The sequence below is a fragment of the Massilia scottii genome, from assembly GCF_030846495.1.
GTDB classification, from domain to species: Bacteria; Pseudomonadota; Gammaproteobacteria; order Burkholderiales; family Burkholderiaceae_D; genus Telluria_A; species Telluria_A violaceinigra.
In genome coordinates, this window is sequence record NZ_JAVCWM010000002.1 from 277,282 (window position 1) to 296,136 (window position 18,855).

The 18,855-nt window shown below is 64.2% G+C and carries 7 protein-coding genes; all 7 read left to right on the top strand.

Annotated features, from left to right (window positions below; translation table 11 throughout):
- Positions 1-139 precede the first annotated feature (139 nt).
- Complete coding sequence (locus tag RBA41_RS03540) at positions 140-2,020, top strand: LodA/GoxA family CTQ-dependent oxidase (RefSeq protein ID WP_306621092.1); 1,881 nt, start codon at positions 140-142, stop codon at positions 2,018-2,020.
- Positions 2,017-3,189, top strand: a complete 1,173-nt coding sequence (locus RBA41_RS03545; RefSeq protein WP_306621094.1) for an NAD(P)/FAD-dependent oxidoreductase — start codon at positions 2,017-2,019, stop codon at positions 3,187-3,189. Before RBA41_RS03540 ends, RBA41_RS03545 begins: the two co-directional genes overlap by 4 nt.
- A gap of 166 nt (positions 3,190-3,355) precedes the next feature.
- Complete coding sequence (locus RBA41_RS03550) at positions 3,356-4,408, top strand: type 1 glutamine amidotransferase domain-containing protein (RefSeq protein ID WP_306621096.1); 1,053 nt, start codon at positions 3,356-3,358, stop codon at positions 4,406-4,408.
- Between the two features lie 8 nt (positions 4,409-4,416).
- Positions 4,417-5,097: a response regulator transcription factor gene (locus RBA41_RS03555; RefSeq protein ID WP_306621098.1), complete on the top strand. Its 681-nt coding sequence runs from the start codon at positions 4,417-4,419 to the stop codon at positions 5,095-5,097.
- Positions 5,094-6,362: a sensor histidine kinase gene (locus RBA41_RS03560; protein WP_306621099.1), complete on the top strand. Its 1,269-nt coding sequence runs from the start codon at positions 5,094-5,096 to the stop codon at positions 6,360-6,362. The genes RBA41_RS03555 and RBA41_RS03560 overlap by 4 nt, the downstream gene beginning before the upstream one ends.
- 766 nt (positions 6,363-7,128) lie before the next feature.
- Entirely contained in the window at positions 7,129-7,632 is a 504-nt protein-coding gene (locus RBA41_RS03565; protein ID WP_306621101.1) for a UpxY family transcription antiterminator, read from the top strand.
- A 437-nt stretch (positions 7,633-8,069) separates the two neighbouring features.
- The gene (locus RBA41_RS03570; protein ID WP_306621102.1) at positions 8,070-18,851 is read left to right on the top strand and encodes an SDR family NAD(P)-dependent oxidoreductase; all 10,782 of its coding nucleotides are present in this window, start codon (positions 8,070-8,072) and stop codon (positions 18,849-18,851) included.
- The last annotated feature ends 4 nt before the right edge of the window (positions 18,852-18,855 follow it).

Consider the following 18,855-nt stretch of genomic DNA (forward strand, 5'->3'; position numbering starts at 1 on the left):
AATATTTCTCGCGAATTTCGTTCCGTAGTGGCGCACCATAGGCGTTCAAGCGATGGGGGACGCGTGCGATCGAAGGGCGGCCGTACCGGGCCCGCACAGCAATCAAAGGAGCAACACCGTCACCTTGAAAGGGGCCGTCATGAGCAGTGAAAGCAAGCTTGCAGAGCAGGTCGTGTACGCGAAGATCCACCCGTCCATCGGCATCGCGCGGGTGGGTAATTCCAGGCAAGAGGATGGATTCTACGTCGGCCCCCAGGTGATCGATCCCTTGCCCAAGGCCCAGGATTTCTACCGTGACAGCACCGGAGCGCTGAAACGCGAGGTGGCGGAGTTCCGCATCTATGGCTACGACGCCCAGGGGCGTGTGGTGTGCGAACTGGCCATGCAGGACGGCATCGAGATCGAATGGAAGGTCGAACTGGCCAATCACAAGGCGGCCTGGTATAACTTCGAGCTGGCGCTGGACATCCCCGAAGCGGCGACGGCGCCGCCTTCCACGCGCCGCAATGCCGGCGTGCCGCTGCCCGAGCGCGGCACCTTGTCCATCCAGCCCGGCGCCCGCACCATCGGTGAAGCGGGCGCCGCGGGACAGCAGTACCACTTCGATGGCGGCAGCTGCTTCGGCATTCCGGTGCCGCTGGGGGAGTTGCGCACCGATCCGCGCGGCCGCTTGCGGGTCTTCGGCGGACACGGCATGTCGGCCTCGTTCGACGGCAAGGCCCCGGTCACGTTCGCGAACAACGATGGCTGGTACGACGACACCAGCGATGGTCCGGTCAGCGCGCGGGTGCGGGTGGGCGGACGCGAACTGCGCGTGGCGCCGGCATGGGTGGTGGTGGCGCCGCCGAACTACGGGCCGCAACAGAAATCGGTCCGCACCATGTACGCCCTGATGACCGATGTCGCCATCCAGGCCGGACACCTGCCGGTACCGGTGCGGCCATCGTTCAGGAACGATCTGCTGCCCATCTTTAAGGCGCTGTGCGACCTGCAGTGGATGAACGCCAGCTTCGCGGCGGGCTTCGGCCACGGCATGCCCCAGGACTTCATGGCGCCGGCCTATCTGCGCAAGCTGTCGCAAGCGGGTGACACCTACGCGCAACTGCGCCGCACGGTCGCCAACGCGTTCCGCAATCCGCGCTACCACGATGCATCGATGAAGCCCTGGCCCTGGGTCTATGGCGACGCGATGGATGTGCCGATGCCGCCGATCCCGCGGGCGATGAATGCGCTCACCGACACGCAGCTGGCGATGCTCGAACGCTGGGCGGAGGGCGATTTCATCGCCGATTATCCTCCCGGCGCCGGCGCCGGTGACGAGGACAGGCACGACATCGACGATGTGCCGCTCGCGGATCAGGCGGCCATGCTCGATCGCGCCGCCCTGGAATTTTGCCTGGCCGATGCATTTCATCCCGGCTGCGAGATGACCTGGCCGGTGCGCCACGCCTCGATGTACAGCGAGGCGTATCGCTGGCGCCACCGCGCCGGGGACGATCACGAGGCCGATTACGGCAAGGCGCTCACCCCGGCCGAGGCATGTTCCTTCAACGGCCCCTTGTACGGCCAGTTTCCCGGGTCGGTCACGCGCTGGATGGCGGTACCCTGGCAGACCGACACCGCCAGTTGCCGGTCCGGCTACGACCCGCAGTACGACCCCTACCTGCCGACGTTCTGGCCGGCGCGGGTGCCGAACCAGGTGCTCAGTGCCGGGAACTACATGAAAGTGATGGACCCGGAACTGTGCCGCGAGGAGCGGCTGGCCGCCTTCAACGAGCGCATGGACTGGGACCGGACCCTGGGTCCCGGCCATTTGCAGCAGTTGCAAGTCATGGTCAGCCATTTCGACAGGCAAGGAATCGTCGAGGTACGCAAGGGCATTCCGAATGACCCGGACTTTCCTGCGACGATGCAGGTCGAGGATCGCGGCGGCCAGCCGCTGACCGAGGCCGAGCGCGAGGCAACCGACAGCCAGATGCGCCAGATCGCGCGTCGCGGCACGCCCAGGCCTGCCGAGTGATCGGCCTGCCGCCGGGCCGCTGGACGGCGCAGTGGGATGTCGTCATCGTGGGCGCCGGTCCGGCCGGCGCGGCCCTGGCCCGGCGCCTGCGCCCGCAGTATCGCGTGTTGCTATTGGACCGGGCGCGGGCGAGGGCGGCCGCAGCGTCGCGCATCGGCGAGTCCTTGCCGGGCGCGGCCCGCGTGCTGCTCCAGCGTCAGGGGATCTACGAGCGCTTTCTGGCCCAGGGCCATGCGCGACGCGGCGCGTCGGTCTCGCAGTGGGACTCGGATACGCCGGCGTGGTTCGACCCGATTCGCGATCCGCATGGCGTGGGGTGGCACCTGGACCGCGTGCTGTTCGACGCTGGCCTGCGCGATAGCGCCGTGGAAGCGGGCGTGGCGCTGGTCGACACGGTGCGGCAGCTGGCGCTGTCGCACGAGGGCGGGCGCTGGCGTATCGATGCCGACTGCCTGGGGCAGGGCGGTGCTCCCCCATTCCGTGGAATGCATGAAACGCCAGTGCTGGTCGATGCCAGTGGCCGAAGCATGGCGGCGGCCAGGCAACTCGGCCTTGCCCGGCGCGGCCACGACCGCCTGGTCTGCCTGTATGCGCACTTGCCCGTGGACGCGGACGACAAGGATCAGGCCACCCGTGTCTGCGCCGACGCGAACGGCTGGTGGTACAGCGTGCGCGTGCCGTCCGGGCAACGGGTGCTGGCATGTCATCTTGATAGCGACGATGCCGGGCTCAAGGCACTGCGCGATCCGCAACGCTTGCTGGCCAAAGCGCAGCGCCATGGCTTGCTGGCCGCGATCCGGCCCACGACGCTGGACTTTCCGGTGCACCTGCGGCCGGCCGGCGGGGGCGGGCTCGATCCAGGCGCCACGGCCGCGCTGCCCGACGGGTTTTTCGCGATCGGCGACGCGATGCTGGCATTCGACCCGATTGCATCCCAGGGGCTGTTTAACGCCTTGGCCACGGCCGACAGTTGCGCCCATGCGATCGGACGCTACCTCGATGGCGTCGGGAATGCGCGCGAGCGCTACCTTGAGGAGATGCGCGCGGTTGAAGCGCGGTATTGCCAGCGCCTCGGCGAAACCTATGCGGCAGTGACCCGCTATGCGCGGGAGCGGTTCTGGCTGCGGCGCAGTGCCGGTAGCGCGGGCGCCGGCGGATTCGCAGTGTAAGGCTTGCTGCGGCCGTGAGAGGCTGACCAAACACCCGTCATGAAAGGCTGCTGCTTTTTAGCCAGTATTCTCGCGACGCTTGTTGTCTCGGCACATTGGCTCTTTCACGTCCAGTTCACATTGCGTACGCCATCCTGTCAGCCATACGACAACAACGGAGGTGGCAATGATCAAGAAATTACTGCGCGCAGGGGCCTGGCTGGCCGCGACCCTGGTTCTCCTGGCCGCTGGCGCCTATCTTTACTATCGCAGCCTGGACCTGGACAAGCTGCCCAAGGCGAATCCGCAGTTCGCCGTGGCCGATCTGGCCTATCTGAAAAACACGGTGGCGCAGAAACGCGGGCGCATCCTGGCCGTGGTCAGCAGCACCGAGCGCGGCGGGCCTGCCATGAAGCGGGCCGGCTACGAGCTGACCGAACTCGCCCGGGCCTACTATGTGTTCCAGGCCAATGGCTACGAGGTGGATATCGCCTCGCCCAAAGGCGGCAAGCCGCCGGAACGGATCGATCTGGATGACATGGGCGAAGCCGACTACGCCTTCCTCAACGACGCCGCCGCGCAGGACAAAGTCGTCAATTCGATCGCGCTGGCCGATGTCGATGCGCGCCAGTACGCGGCCGTGTATTTCGTTGGAGGAAAGGGCGCCATGTACGACTTGCCCGACAATCCGGACGTTTCCCGCATTGTCAACGATATCGCCGGACGCGGCGTCGTTGGCGCGGTCTGTCACGGGCCGGCGGCCTTGCTGGGCGTGAAGCTGGCCAGCGGCAAGGCGCTGGTGGATGGTCGCCGCATGACCGCCTTCACCAACGAGGAGGAACTGTTTCTGATGAAGGACGCGCGCACGCGCTTTCGCTTCCTGCTGGAGGAAAGGGCGGTCGCGGAGGGCGCGCACTTTGTCTCCGGTCCCAAGTACATCGACAACACCGTCGTCGATGGCCGCCTGGTCACGGGGCAGAACGCCTGGTCCACCTGGTCGGTGGCGGAAGCGATGATCGCCGCGCTGGGACACCGGCCCGTGGCGCGCGAACGCACCGCCGAAGAGGTCAGTCTGCGGCTGCTGGCGACCTACTATCGCGACGGCCTGGGCGCGGCCCGCGCCGAGCAAGCCGTGCTGCCACGGTTTGATAAAATGTTGGTACTGATGCATTCGGTGGTGGCCGCCATGCAGTGGCGCGCGATCGACGCCGTCAACCTCCAGCGCCTCGCAAACGGATAAGGACTCCGATGCCCCTGCATATTCTCGTCGTCGAAGACCATGCGATGCTCGCGAAAAATCTCGCCGATGGGCTGGAGCTGCACGGCCACACGGCCGATTTCGCGGGCAACGGCGAATTGGGGCTGAAGCTGGCGCTGGAAAGCCACTACGATCTGATGATCCTCGACCTCGGCTTGCCCGGCATCGACGGCTTGGAAGTATGCAGGCGTCTGCGCAATCAGATGACGCGCCGCATGCCGGTGCTGATGCTGACCGCGCGCGATGCCTTGCACGACAAGCTCAGTGGCTTCGACAGCGGTGCCGACGATTATCTCGTCAAGCCGTTCGCACTGGAAGAACTGCTCGCGCGCTGCAACGTGCTGGCGCGCCGGCATACGCTCAATCAGGAGCATACGCTGGCCATTGGCAGCTTGCGCATCGACCGCCAGGCGCAGGCGGTGACGCGAGACGGGCAGGCGGTCAAGGTCAATCCGGTCGGGTATCAGATTTTGCTGGCGTTGGCGCAGGCGCATCCGCGCGTGATCACCCGCTCGGAGCTGACCCGGAAGCTGTGGTACGACACGCCGCCCGATTCCGATGCCCTGCGCACGCATCTCTATCAGTTGCGGCGAAGTCTCGACAAACCCTTCGGCCGCGCCATGCTGCTGACCGTGCACGGGGTCGGGTTCAAGCTCGATGCGGGCGCGTGAAGGTCGGCGCTTCCCTGCGCGGCAGGATGATGGCGGCGTTCGCGCTGTTCGCGCTGGCGACGGCCTTGTGTTTCAGCCTGTTCAGCGTGCTGTTCGTCTATTCGGTCGAGGACAGTTTTTTCGACAACATGCTGCGGCAGGAGGCCGCGCATCAGCAGCGCAGCTGGAGTGCGTCGGGCAGCCTGGCCGCGCCGCTGCACGATAACGTCAGTCTGCATCGCGCGCTGGCCACGTTTCCGGCGGACCTTGCGCTTCAGTTGGGGGGCGGAGCGCGCAACGGCGAGTTCTTCGGCGAGCAGGGGCGCCACTATCACGTACGCAAGCTGGAGCTGGGCAGCGAACCGGCTTACCTGGTGGCGGAAGTGAGCCGCGACCTGGTGGTGCGGCCGCGCATGCCGTTCATTCTCGGCTTTCTCGCCGTGTCGACCCTGGCGATCCTGGCCATGACGCTGGGGATCGGCTACTGGCTGGCGTGGCGCGCCACGGCGCCGCTGACGCGGCTTGCGCTTCTGGTGTCGGGGGCGGAGCCGGGCCAGTTGCCGCGGCACTTCGCACAGGATTTTCCGGATAACGAGATCGGCGCGCTCGCGCGCATGCTAGACGATGCGATGGCGCGTATCGCCGCGTTCATCGAACGCGAACAGCATTTCACGCGCGATGCGAGCCATGAGCTGCGCACGCCGCTGGCCGTGATCGAAGGGGCGGCGCAGTTGCTGGCGCAACAACCGCTGTCGGCGCAGGCGGCCGACCAGTTGCAGCGCGTGCGCAGCGCCGCGGCGCAGATGGCACAGACGGTCGTGACCTTGCTGTCGCTGGCGCGCGAGGAGCTCGATGCGTCCGTGGCCGAGCCGGTGGCCTTGCTGCCGCTGGTCGAAGAAGCGGTCGTGCAGTTTGCGCATCTGCTGGACGGGAAAGCTGTCGAGGTCAGCGTTGAGGTGGCGGAAGGCACCATCGTCCAGAGCCATCGCGCGGCGCTGGCGATCCTGCTCTCCAACCTGGTCAGCAACGCGTTCGGCCATACGCAGCAGGGCGAAATACGGATTTACGTGGAAGGCGGCAGCCTGGTCGTTGCCGATAGCGGGCCGGGGATCGCCCCCGCTCTGCGCGAGCGCCTGTTCAGCTCGGGCGCCAAGGGCGACGCCAGCGATGGTTTCGGCCTGGGACTGTCGATTGCGCGACGGCTCGGCGAGCGCGTCGGCATCGACATCGAGATCGACAGCGCTTCCGGCGGCGGCACCAGGGCCCGCCTTTCGTGGACGGGTTGATCTGAAAGCCACGGCCGTCGATCACGCCGATGATGGCGACGATCTTGCGCGAGTAATCGCTGTTCTGGTGCATGGGGGTATGCGCCTGCGAGACGGCGACCACCTCGGAAGCAGTCACGGCCAGTTCGTCGACCTGCTTCTTCTCTCGGCTCTTCGTACGGTGTGCCATGTGAGATGAGTCGAAACCAGCGGCCAGAGGTAGCACGGCCGTCAGCGCCGCCAGCGCCACCCTGAAAACCGCCGCTGAACCAGGCGTTAACGTTTGCCGTTCGACGGCGCCGGCGTTGACCGGTTGCGCCCGGTCGGATGTCGGGCCACTCAAAAATATCGCTTCCGCCATGCCCGAGAGTCATTTTTTTCGACTTTTTTTACAGTATGTCACGCCGGGAAAGGTTGTACTAGTTTCAAGGTTTTCATTTCCTTATGTTATTCATTCAGGGTATGCAATGCGCATGAGTTTAATGCTTGCATAAATGAAAACGATTGTCAAACGCGCCACTACGGCGTTTTTGTGTCTGCATGGATAGTTACAATGCTCCGCTTCACCAAAAGAATAAAAGTGGAAATTCACAATCTGTTCAAATTCTCGCGATATCGACCTTACGCGGGCCTTACAATCCTTCAAACCGGTGTGAGTTTCGTGAATTTCCCCTAAATTGTGAGTTTTGGCGAGATTATGCATTAAGGATAGTGCAACATTTTTAATTGACAAAAATCTTTGAACCATGATCTGATGAGTTTTCGCATGTCTATATGAGAAAACCGAATGAGCGAAGTCCGGGTCGATCCATGGTTGGTGCTTCGTACGAGAAGTCGTCACGAAAGCGTCGTCGAGAGCTTCCTCCAGCAGAAGCTCATCACTTCATATCTACCAAAATGCAAGCTGGTCCGGTCCTGGAAAGGCCGCAGCAGGGTGGTGGAGTTGCCGCTGTTTCCAGGCTACGTGTTCGTGCGGCCGACGGCGGCGCAGTTTGAAAGCATGCGCTACATCCGGGGCTCGTGCGGATTAGTGCTAGCCGACAACAAACCGGCTTGCCTGCCCGAGAAGGATCTGGAATCGGTCAAGATCCTGGTCGACAGCGGCATCTCGCTGATGGTCGATCCGGAAATGACTGCTGGCAAACGTATCCGGATTGTTGCCGGTCCCCTGGCGGGGATGGAGGGCGAATTGGTGTCGTTGAAATCGCAGGACTTATTGGTCGTCAACATCGAGATGCTCAACAGCAGCGTGCGCGTCGATATCGACCGGGATGCCATCGAAGTGCTTTAAACGTCATCGCTTTACCCAGTCGCACCGGGATTCACCTCAGCTGCAGGTGAGGGGATGAAAAATCTCCCAGGTAATGAAGTGGTCATTCTATATATATAAGCTTGTTCCGCGCCCAGTGCATCCATGCACTTGAAAGGGCGGAGCCTGCCCGGATGAAACTTTGGCGCCCTCGTTGTAGCGGTCTCATCCACCGTAGTTGACATCGACGAGGACAATTCAATCGCGTGGATGAACCGTTCCGGCGATCGATTCATAAAGTCGCGCAAGCGCAGTAGATCGTCAGGTCCAACTATCTTACCGTTGGGATGCAGAAAACCGCGCCGCAGCGGGAATGTAATGCCAGCAGCATCCGCTGAGCAAATCTTTCCGGCGCCACCCTGTACTTCCAACGATTTTCTTTCGAGTTTTCGTATGTCCGCCTTACCGCCGGAGATGAAATGCTTAGCCAAGAAATGCTGCTCGAATATACCGAGTCCTACCTCAAATCCCTGATCGCCGATACGTCGGCGTCGCTGGGGACCAATTTCGATACCGCCGCGCCGTTCGGCGAACTCGGAATTGATTCCTTCAGAATTTTGAAGATCATCAAGGCGCTCGAAGCGGATTTCGGGACGCTGCCGAAAACGCTGCTATTCGAAAATTTCAACGTCGATTCGCTGGCGCGTTACTTCGTCGATGAGCACGGCGATACCCTGCAGGACAAGTTCGCCGCCGGTAAGCAAGACCGGGTTGGATCGCCTGCCAAGGCGTTGGCCGGGGCTGAAAAAGCTCGCAATGGAAGCGCTCCCGCTGCGCGTCCCGCCATGCCCCCTCCACGGCCTGCAAAAGTGTTGCAGGCCCCGGTTCCGGTGCAGGCGTGGGCACGCCCGGCGGCGCCCGCAAGCTTGCCGTCCGCGCCATCGGCGGTGCCGGTGCGCGTCCTCGAAACCGATCTGCCAGGGCATCCGGCGCTGGCGGCCCTGGTCGCGGGCTTGTTCGAGCGCTACAAGAACGAAGGCTGCGTATCGCGCGGCACGCGCAATATCGCCCCGAATCTGTTCATCGGCAGCGCGCGCAAGGGTTACTTCAACTATAGCCGCAGCAAAAACATCATTCTTGTGTACGCCTACACCGGCCCGGAAACGTACTTCGCCGAGATCGCCGCCGAGATGCAGCGCTACTGCGCCGAGAAGAATTTTCAGCTCAATATCTTCGGCGATGCGCCCATCCCGGAGATCGACGGCATGGCGTTTTCCTCGACCCCGTTCGGCGCCTTGCAGCGCGTGCTCGACATCGGCAGCTTCACCCTGGAAGGCGGGGCCATGCGGCGCCTGCGCTACCAGGTCGCCAAATTCGAAAAAGCCGGCACCTGCCGCACCGTGGAGTACGCATGCGGCAGCGATCCCGCTGTCGACCGCGACATCGCCGCCGTCATCGACCGCTGGTGCGCCGCCAAAACCATGGTCAATCCGCTGATCCATATCGTGCGCGAAGAAATCCTGGCCGGCACCTTGCATGCGCAACACCGCATCTTCCTGACCTGGCTCGACGACAAGCTGCAAAACGTGATCCTCATTTCGGCGATGTGCGCCTCGCTCAACGGCTACCTGATGGACCTCGAATTCTATGGCGACGACATGCCGCTCGGCGGCCTGGAGTACGCGATCGCCCGGATCATCGACACGCTCAAGGCCGAAGGCTGCAGCATGTTCAGCCTGGGCGGCACCTACGGCTGCCGGCTGGAGACCTCGCCGCACGCGGACCCGGCGGTGGACGCCATCCTCGACGACTTGCACAAGCAAAACATTTTCAGCGACGACGGCAACCTGCAATTCAAAAACAAATTCCGCCCGGAGAACCGCACTATCTACCTGTGCCGTCCGGTCGGCAGCGGCAGCGGCGACAACGTGATCGACCTCATCATGATGATCGCCGACCCGGCCAAGGCCCAGACCTCGGAAGCGGAGAACCAGAACGCCGATACCGCGCACGCCGGCAAGGCCGCGGCGCCGTCCGGCACCACGGCAGCCCCCGTTTCCGCGACCGTCAAGCCGCCAGCCGCAGCAGCGAGCGCGACGACACCGGTAGCGGTGGCGTCGGCCGACTTTGCCGCCTGTGGCTACAACCCGCTCAATATGTCCGCCGATCAGGTCGAATACGACCTGAAAACCGACTCCTGGGCGCAACTCGGACGCGCCGCCTTCATCGACAAGCAGATGGCGCACCTGCACACGCAACTGCAGCAGCCGGCCAATGTCGATGACAGCTTGCGTTCCGTCTTTCCTTTCAAGTACTTCGTGCTGACCGATTCCGGCCGCAGTGCGGATCACCTGTTCTGCAAAGCCTGGCCGAAGAAGGGCGTCGTCGTCCAGAACCTGCTGTTCCCAACCTGCATCTACCACCAGATCGACAAAGGCTACACGCCGCATGAGCTGGCGCATCCATCGGTCTTCGTCGCCCATTCCGACGACCCGCGCAAGTCCGAGCTGGACTTCGATGCCTTGCAAGCGTACGTCGCCAGCAATGCCGACCAGATCGCTTACGTCTGCATTGAAGTGAGCGACAACTCGGCCGGCGGACATCCTGTTTCGATCGAGCACCTCCAGCAAGTCAAGGACTTGCTCACGCCGCATGCGATTGCCCTCGTGATCGACGGCACCCGCGTGCTGGAAAACGCGCAATTTCTCATCGAACGCAACCCCGCTTGTGCCGGCAGGGCACTGTTCGATGTCGCCGCCGAGCTCCTGTCGTACGCGGATGCCGTCATCGGCAGCCTGGCCAAGGACTTCAGCGTCAACAAGGGCGGCCTGATCGCCACCAACGATGAAACCCTGTTGCGCACGCTCCAGGACCTGATGCGGCGCGAAGGCGGCGGCCTGAACGTGATCGAGAAGAAGCTGGTTGCCTTGTCGCTGCAAAACCGCAGGCAGATCGAAACCTCGGTCGTGCGCAGGATGCGCGCGGTCGAAACGATCTGGCAAGCGTTGGACAACGAGCAGGTGCCGTTAGTTCGCCCGGCCGGCGCCCATTGCGTGGTGATCGATGTCAAGCGGCTGCCGCAGTTCGCTGGTTTCGCGCATCCGGTGCCGTCGTTCCTGGCCTGGCTGTTCGTCAACACGGGCATCCGCGGCGGGGCGCACAGCGTGGGCATGCAGAGCCACAGTCCGATCAGCGGACAGGTGCGCCTGGCGATCCCGGTTGGGCTCAAGAAAGAGCAGGCCGACGATATCGCCGCCCGCCTGGTCCAGCTGTTCCGCGACAACAGGAATATTCCCGAGCTGGCGTTGCCGGCAGCCAGTACCGAGTCCTTCGGCGGCGTGCATGACCAGTACGAGCTGGTGCGTTACCACGGCGCTGTCGACCCTGTCGAGGAGGAAGCACCCGCCGCTTCCGGCCCCGTGCTGCCCGCGCTGTCGCTGCTGCCCACGGCACCCAAAGCGCGCGCGCCCAAGGCGGCGCCGACCGAGAGCCAGGTAGGCGACCTTGCCATCGTCGGCATGGCCGGCCGCTACCCCAAATCGACCAGCCTTTCGCAATTCTGGGATAACCTGAGAGACGGCGTCGATTGCGTCGGCGACCTGCCGCCCGAACGCCGCGCGCGCCGCCTGCGCAATCCCTTTTCCCGGGACTACCGCGGCGGCTTTGTCGACAATGTCGACAAATTCGATTCGCTGTTCTTTAATATTTCGCCACGCGAGGCTGAATTTCTCGATCCGCAGGAACGCCTGTTCCTCGAAGTGGCGTGGGAAACCCTGGAAGACGCCGGCTACTACCCGGAAACCATGTCCCAGGAAGATGGCGCGCGGAACGTCGGCGTGTTCGTCGGCGCCGTGTGGGCCATGTACCAGATGGCCGGCGTCGAGGAAAAGATTGCCGGCAACCACCTGAACCCGAACTCCTTCCTCTGGAGTATCGCCAACCGCGTTTCGTACTGGATGAACCTGACCGGTCCGAGCCTGACGGTCGACACCGCCTGTTCATCGAGCATGACGGCGATCTACCTGGCATGCGAAGCGATCCGCAACGGCGACTGCACCAGCGCCATCGTCGGCGGCGTCAACCTGGATCTGCACCAGCACAAGTTCGACATCAACAACGCCGGCGGCGCACTGTCGCCGGACGGCGTGTGCCGCAGCTTCGGCGCCGGCGCCAACGGCTATGTGGCAGGCGAGGGCGTCGGCGCCATCCTCATCAAGCCGCTCGACCGGGCCATTGCCGACCGCGACAATATTTACGGGGTGATCAAGAGCGCCGTCGTCAATCACGGCGGAAGAACCAGCGGCTACACCGTGCCCAATCCCAAGGCCCAGGGCGAGCTGATCGCCGCTGCGCTGGAGAAGGCGAACGTCGACGCACGCAGCATCGCCTACATCGAGGCGCACGGCACCGGGACGGAGCTGGGCGACCCGATCGAGATTGCCGGCCTCACCAAGGCGTTCGCATCGCACGATGTGCCCAAGCAGAGTTGTCCGATAGGCTCGGTCAAGACCAATATCGGCCATCTGGAAGCGGCCGCCGGCGTTGTCAGTGTATGCAAGGTGCTGCTCCAGATGAAGCACCGCCAATTGGCGCCATCGCTGCATTCCGCCGAACTGAACGAATTTATCGACTTTGAGAATTCGCCGTTCTACGTCCAGCGCCGCCTGGAAGCATGGGCCGGGAAGGAAGTCGATGGCATCCAGCAGCCCTTGCGTGCGGGATTGAGCTCGTTCGGCGCCGGCGGCGCCAACGCCCACATCGTGCTGGAAGCGTACACGGCCCCCGAGCGGGAAACGCCGGCCATCGATGGGAGCCTGATTTTCCCTCTGTCGGCGCGCAATGACGAGCAGTTGCGCGAGATGGCGGCGCGGCTGCGTACCCATCTGCAGCGCGACGATCACCAGGCTGACCTTGTCGACATCGCCTTCACCTTGCAGGATGGCCGCAAGTCTTTCGAACATCGCCTGGCGGTGGTCGCCTCCAGCCTGGATGAGCTGATCGCCAGGCTGGGCTTGTTCGTGGATGGGAAGAAAGACGGCGACATCCTGGCCGGCCACGCGAAAAATGCGGACGGGGTGACCAAGCTGCTCAGCCGCGCCGAAAAAGAGCTGTTCGTCGCCTTGCTGTCGCAGAGCCGCGATCCGCACAAGCTGGCGCAGCTGTGGATCGATGGCTTGCTGTCCGACTGCCGCGGCCTGGCCGAGTTCGGCGGCAAGCGGACGTCCCTGCCGACCTATCCGTTCGCCGACAAACGCCACTGGATCGGTGCCGGCAAGGCTGCACCCGCCGTGTCGGCAACGCAGGCGGTGCCCGGCCTGCATCCGATGATCGACAGCAATGAATCGACCTTCCAGCGCCAGTTGTTCAAAAAGACGTTCCATGCGCGCGAGTTCTTCATCCGCGATCACGTGGTGTCCGGCGTGCCGACCTTGCCGGGCACCGCTTACCTGGACCTGGCGCGCATGGCGGGCGAAATCGCCACCGGGCGCAAGGTGCGCAAGATCCGCAATGTCACCTGGGTCAGCCCGCTCGCGGTCGAGGGAACGCTGCCGACGCAAGCCTTTGTCGAGCTAAAACCCAGTGCCGACGCGGTGCTGTTCGAGGTGTTCAGCGAGGCAGCCGGCAAGAAGCGGCTCCATGCTCAAGGCAAGCTGGTGTACGCGCCGGACGATCAAGGCGCTTCGTTGCCGGACTGTATTGACATCGATGCCATTCGGGCCCGCTGTGGCGATCCGATCGTCGCAAAGGACGCGTATCCGCTGTTTGACGCCATGGGAATGCACTACGGTCCTAGCTTCCAGGTGTTGAAGGAAGTCTACAAAAACGACGATGAAGTGCTGGGCCTGCTGACCATTCCCGACGTGCGCAGCGCCGATTTCGACGACTTCGTGCTGCATCCCTGCGTGCTCGACGCGGCGATGCAGGCCGGCGTCATGGCCCAGTTCGGCGCGGAGGCGGGCGAGATGAAGGTGCCGTATTCGATCGGCGAGGTCGAGCTGCTGTTTCCGCTCACGCGCACCTGTTACAGCTACCTGACCAAGGTGAAGAGCGAACGCGGCGCGGGGACCGGCGTGTCGCGCGAGAACGTGACCATCGTCGACGAGAACGGCAAGGTGTTGGCGCGCATCCGCGAATCGGTCGGCGTGTCCTTGACCAGCGTTCACGAAAAACCGGCGCCGGCGCAGGCCGAGGAGACGTACGACCAGTTGTACTACGCGCACTCCTGGCAGGCGGCGCCGCTGGCTCCGGCAGCCAGCGACGTTCAGGCGCTGCTGCTGTTCGATACCAGCGATCGCCTGCGCAATGCTTGCCTTGGCCGCAATATCAAGACCGTACTGGTCTTGCCGCGCGAGCGCTTCGAGGACTTGGGCAATGGCGTCTACGGGGTCAATCCGCGTGAGCGCCAGGATGTCGCGCGCCTGTTCGAGGCGCTGAACCGGTCCAGCTTCGGCATCGACAAGATGTGCTACGCCTGGCCGGAAGCGGCGGAACCAAGCGCGCCGCAACAACTGGGCAAGGCGCTCGACCTTGGCGTTCACGGCTTCCTGTCGGCCTGCCAGGCCCTGATCGAGCACAAACCCAAGGGCAGGGTGCAGATGCTGTACTTGCATGCCGGTGCCAGCGCCCATAACGAGGCCGTCAACGGCTTCGCCCGCAGCTTGCGTCTTGAAAATCCCAAGATGGATTGCAAGGTGCTCGATATCGGCACGCAAAGCGGCAGCGCGGAGCAAACGCTGGCGGCGATCCTTGCCGAACTGCATGCGGGCGCCCAGGACGACATCACCGTGCGTTACCAAGGCAGCGTCAGGTCCACCCGCGTGCTCGCAAGACTCGACCCGGCTGCGCCGGCGAGCGCGCCTGACATCGCCCTCAAGCAGAACGGCGTGTACCTGATCACGGGCGGCGTAGGTGGCCTCGGGCTCATTTTCGCGCAGTTCCTTGCCACCGAATGCAAGGCAAGGCTGGTGCTGACCGGGCGCTCCAGCCTGTCGGACGAGCAGGAGGCGCGCCTCGACACCTTGCGCAGCCTTGGCGCGCAGGTCATGTACGTGGCGGCCGACGTGTCGAACGCCGGGCAGGTCGAGCAGCTCATCGCCGACACCAGGGCCCGCTTCGGCGCGCTGAACGGCATCATCCACGGCGCCGGCGTCCTGCGTGATTCCTTGCTGCGGAAAAAGACCCGCGAGGAGATGGATGCCGTGTTCGCACCGAAGGTCTACGGCACCTTCCATCTGGACGAGGCGACCCGCAACGACGATCTCGATTTCTTCGTGCTGTTTTCGTCGCTGGCGGCGGTGGGCGGCAACGCCGGCCAATGCGATTACGCCTTCGCCAACCACTATATGGACAGTTTCGCGGCCCGCCGCGAGCAACTCCGTGCCAGCGGCGAGCGGAGCGGCCGCACGGTCAGCATCAACTGGTCGCTGTGGGCAGAGGGCGGCATGAAACTCGATGCCCAGACCGAACAATTCTTCAAGAAGAACCTGGGCATCGTCCCGCTGCGGACCGAACTCGGCCTGGACGCCTTCCTGCGTGCGCTGTCGATGCCCCAGCCGCACATCGCGGTGCTGGAAGGTGTGCGCGAAAAGATCGAACTGGCATGGGGCATCACCAGGAAAGCCGCCCCCGTGCCTGTTGCGGCCAGCGTGCCTCCCGTTCAGGGCGACCTGCCTGCGCTGGTCACCGGCGAACTGTCCGCCACAGTCATGGACCTGCTCAAGATCGGCGCCGACGACCTGTCGCTGGACGCCATCCTGCTTGACCTGGGCTTCGACTCGATCGGCCTGGCGACCTTTGCCAACGTGATCAATGAGCGTTATCAGCTTGATATCAATCCGGTCATGTTCTTCGAATATCCGTCAATTCGCGCCATCGCCGAGGTTCTGGCCAGCGATTACAAGGATGCGGTCGCCAAGGTGCACGGCAGCGCGGCGCCCGCCACGACGACGGCTCCGCAACCGGTCGAGGCGCGCGCCGAAAGCGCGAGCGTTTTCGCAATCAACAAGGGCTGGGAACTGCCCGCAGCGGCACCGGCCGCGCCAAGCGGCCTGTCGCGCGCGCTGCGCTTTGCCAACGAGCCCATTGCCATCGTCGGCATCGGCGGCGTCATGCCGCAGTCGGCCAACATGGAAGAGTTCTGGGCCAACCTGAAAAACGGCCGCAACATGGTCACGGACATCCCGCGCGACCGCTGGATATGGGAAGACTTCGACGGCAATCCCTTCAAGGAAGTCAATAAATCCAACTCCAGATGGGGTGGCTTCATGAAAGAGGTCGATAAATTCGACCCGCTGTTCTTCGGCATCACCCCGCGCGAGGCGGAGATGATGGACCCGCAGCAACGCATTTTCATCGAAACCGTGTGGAGCGCCATTGAAGACGCCGGTCACAAGGTGTCGGACTTGTCCGGGACCAAGACCGGGCTGTTCGTGGGCGCGTCGGCCAAGGACTATATCGACGTGCTGGCCGAGAACAAGTCGCCCCTCGACGGTTATTCCGCCTCCGGCAACTCGCATTCGATCCTGGCCAACCGCGTCTCTTTCCTGTTCAACCTGCGTGGCCCGAGCGCGCCGCTCGATACAGCGTGCTCCAGTTCGCTAATTGCGCTGCACCGCGCCATCGAATCGATCCACACCGGCAGCAGCGACATGGCCATCGTGGGCGGCGTGCAAGTCATGCTGACGCCGATCGGGCATATTTCGCTCAGTTCGGCCGGCATGCTGAGTATCGATGGCAAGTGCAAGACCTTCAGCAAGGATGCCAACGGTTATGTCCGTGGCGAGGGTTCTGGAGCGATTTTCATCAAGCCGCTGGCCCGAGCCGAGGCCGACGGCAATCCGATCTACGCCGTCATCAAGTCCACCGCCGAGAACCACGGCGGCCGCGTGACCATGCTGACGGCCCCCAATCCGAAGGCGCAGGCCGAGCTGCTGGTGGAGGCGTACGAGAAGGCGCAGATCGATCCGGCCACGGTTGGCTACATCGAATGCCACGGCACCGGTACCAGCCTGGGCGATCCGATCGAGATCCAGGCGCTGAAGAAGTCCTTTGCGGACCTGTACAAGAAGCACAACAAGGCCGCACCGAGCGCGCCATCGTGCGGCCTGAGCTCGGTCAAGACCAACATCGGCCACCTTGAGCCTGCGGCCGGCATCGCCAGCCTGCTCAAAGTGCTGCTGTCGATCAAGCATCGCCAGATTCCTGCCTTGCTGCACTTCGACCAGCTCAACCCATACATCGATCTGGGCGGCAGCCCATTCTATATTGTCGACAAGACGACCGCCTGGGAAGCGCCTGTCGGGCCGGACGGCTCGCCCTTGCCGCGCCGCGCCGGCGTGAGTTCGTTCGGCTGGGGCGGCGCGAATGCCCACGTTGTGCTGGAAGAGTACATTCCACCAGCGCGCGCGGTGGGCGAGGCGGGTGCGCAGCTGGTGGTGCTGTCGGCCAAGAGCGAAGAGCGCCTGAAGGCCAGCGCCGCGTCCTTGCTGTCGCACATGTCCAGGCACGAGGTCGACCTGGGCGACCTGGCCTACACCCTGCAAATCGGGCGCGATGCGATGGATCACCGGATGGCTGTCGTTGTCAGCTCGGTAGCGGACCTGGCGCAACGGCTGCGTGCCTTCGGCGACGGCATGGCCGCCGGCATTCATTGCGGCCGTGTTCAGCGCAGCAAGCCAGAAACCGCGAGCGGCGACCTCGACACCGTGGCGGACGCTTGGGTGAAGGGGGCCGACGTGGCCTGGAGCGAACTCCACCCGCACGGCCAGCGCCGCCGTATCAGCCTGCCGTCGTATCCATTCGCCCGCGAGCGTTACTGGATTGCCGCCGCTGTCGAGAAAGCGCCGCCGAAGCCGGCACCGACGGTGACCGTGCTGCAGTCGCCGGACGTGGGCAGCCTGCTGGCCCGCCCGGTATGGGCCCGCACGGCCGGCGCGGTCGTCGGCGTGCGGGCGGGCGTGCAGATGCACCGGGTGCTGGTGTGCGGCATGCCGCAGCTCGACATTGCCCTGCTGGGTGTCGATGCGGTCCGTGTGCCGGCGCAGGCGGGAGCGGGCATCGCGCAGCGCTACGGCGCGACCGCCTCGGCCTGCTTCGAGCAACTGCAAGCCATCCTCAAGACCAAGCCCAAGGGCAAGGTGCTGTTCCAGGTGCTGGCGAGCCATGCGGACCGGGACGCGCTGATGGCGGGACTGGCCGGCATGATGAAGAGCGCGCGCATGGAAAGCCCCAGCCTGATCGGCCAGGTCATCCTGACCGACGCGGCGGACCACGACACCGTTGCCGGCCAGTTGCTGGTGTGCAGGGCGCAGCCGGATGAGTCGCTGTTCAAGTTCGAGCGCACCGCCCAGAGCGTGCTGCGCTGGCAGGCGCAGGTGAACCGCGGTGGGCCGGCGATGGCATTCCGGGATGGCGGCGTGTACCTGATTACCGGCGGCCTCGGCGGCTTGGGGATGCTGTTCGCCAGGGAAATCCTTGAACACGCCCCGGCCGCCAGAATCGTGCTGACGGGCCGCTCGGCGCCAGGCGACGAACAGCGCGGCGTGCTGGAAGGCAACCCGCAGCTGGCCTACCGGCAGCTGGACCTGGATCGCCAGGACCAGGTGACGGCGGTCATCGCCGAGGTGGTGGCCACGTATGGCGCGCTCAACGGTGTGATTCACAGCGCGGGCGCCACGCGCGACAGCCTGATTGTCAACAAGACGGCCTCTCAGTTTGCGCACGTGCTGGCGCCCAAGGTCGGCGGCACCGTTCACCTGGACCAGGCCACCGCCGGCATCGAACTCGACTTCATGGTGCTGTTCTCGTCGCTCACGGCGGTGATGGGCAATGTGGGCCAGGCCGATTACGCGGCCGCGAACGGCTTCATGGATCAGTTCGCGGCCTGGCGCAACACGCTCGTCGACGAGAAACAGCGCCACGGCCGCACCGTCTCGATCAACTGGCCGCTGTGGGAGGAGGGCGGCATGCAGGTCGACGCACGCAGCCGCGCCATGCTGCTCAAGATGTCGGGAATGCTGCCCATGCGCACCGAAATCGGCATGCACGCCTTCCATCGCAGCCTGGCGCTGCCGGTCGGGCAAACGCTGGTCATGGAAGGCCATGTCGAGCGCCTGAAAACACTGCTTTTCCCGGACCAGGCCGCCGCTCCGGCTGCGCTGCGTCCGCCTGCCGCCGGCACCGTCACGACCATCCAGACCGACAAGCTGCGGGAACTGGTCCTGGCCGATCTGCGCCGCTTTCAAACTTCAAACAAGGGGTAATCAC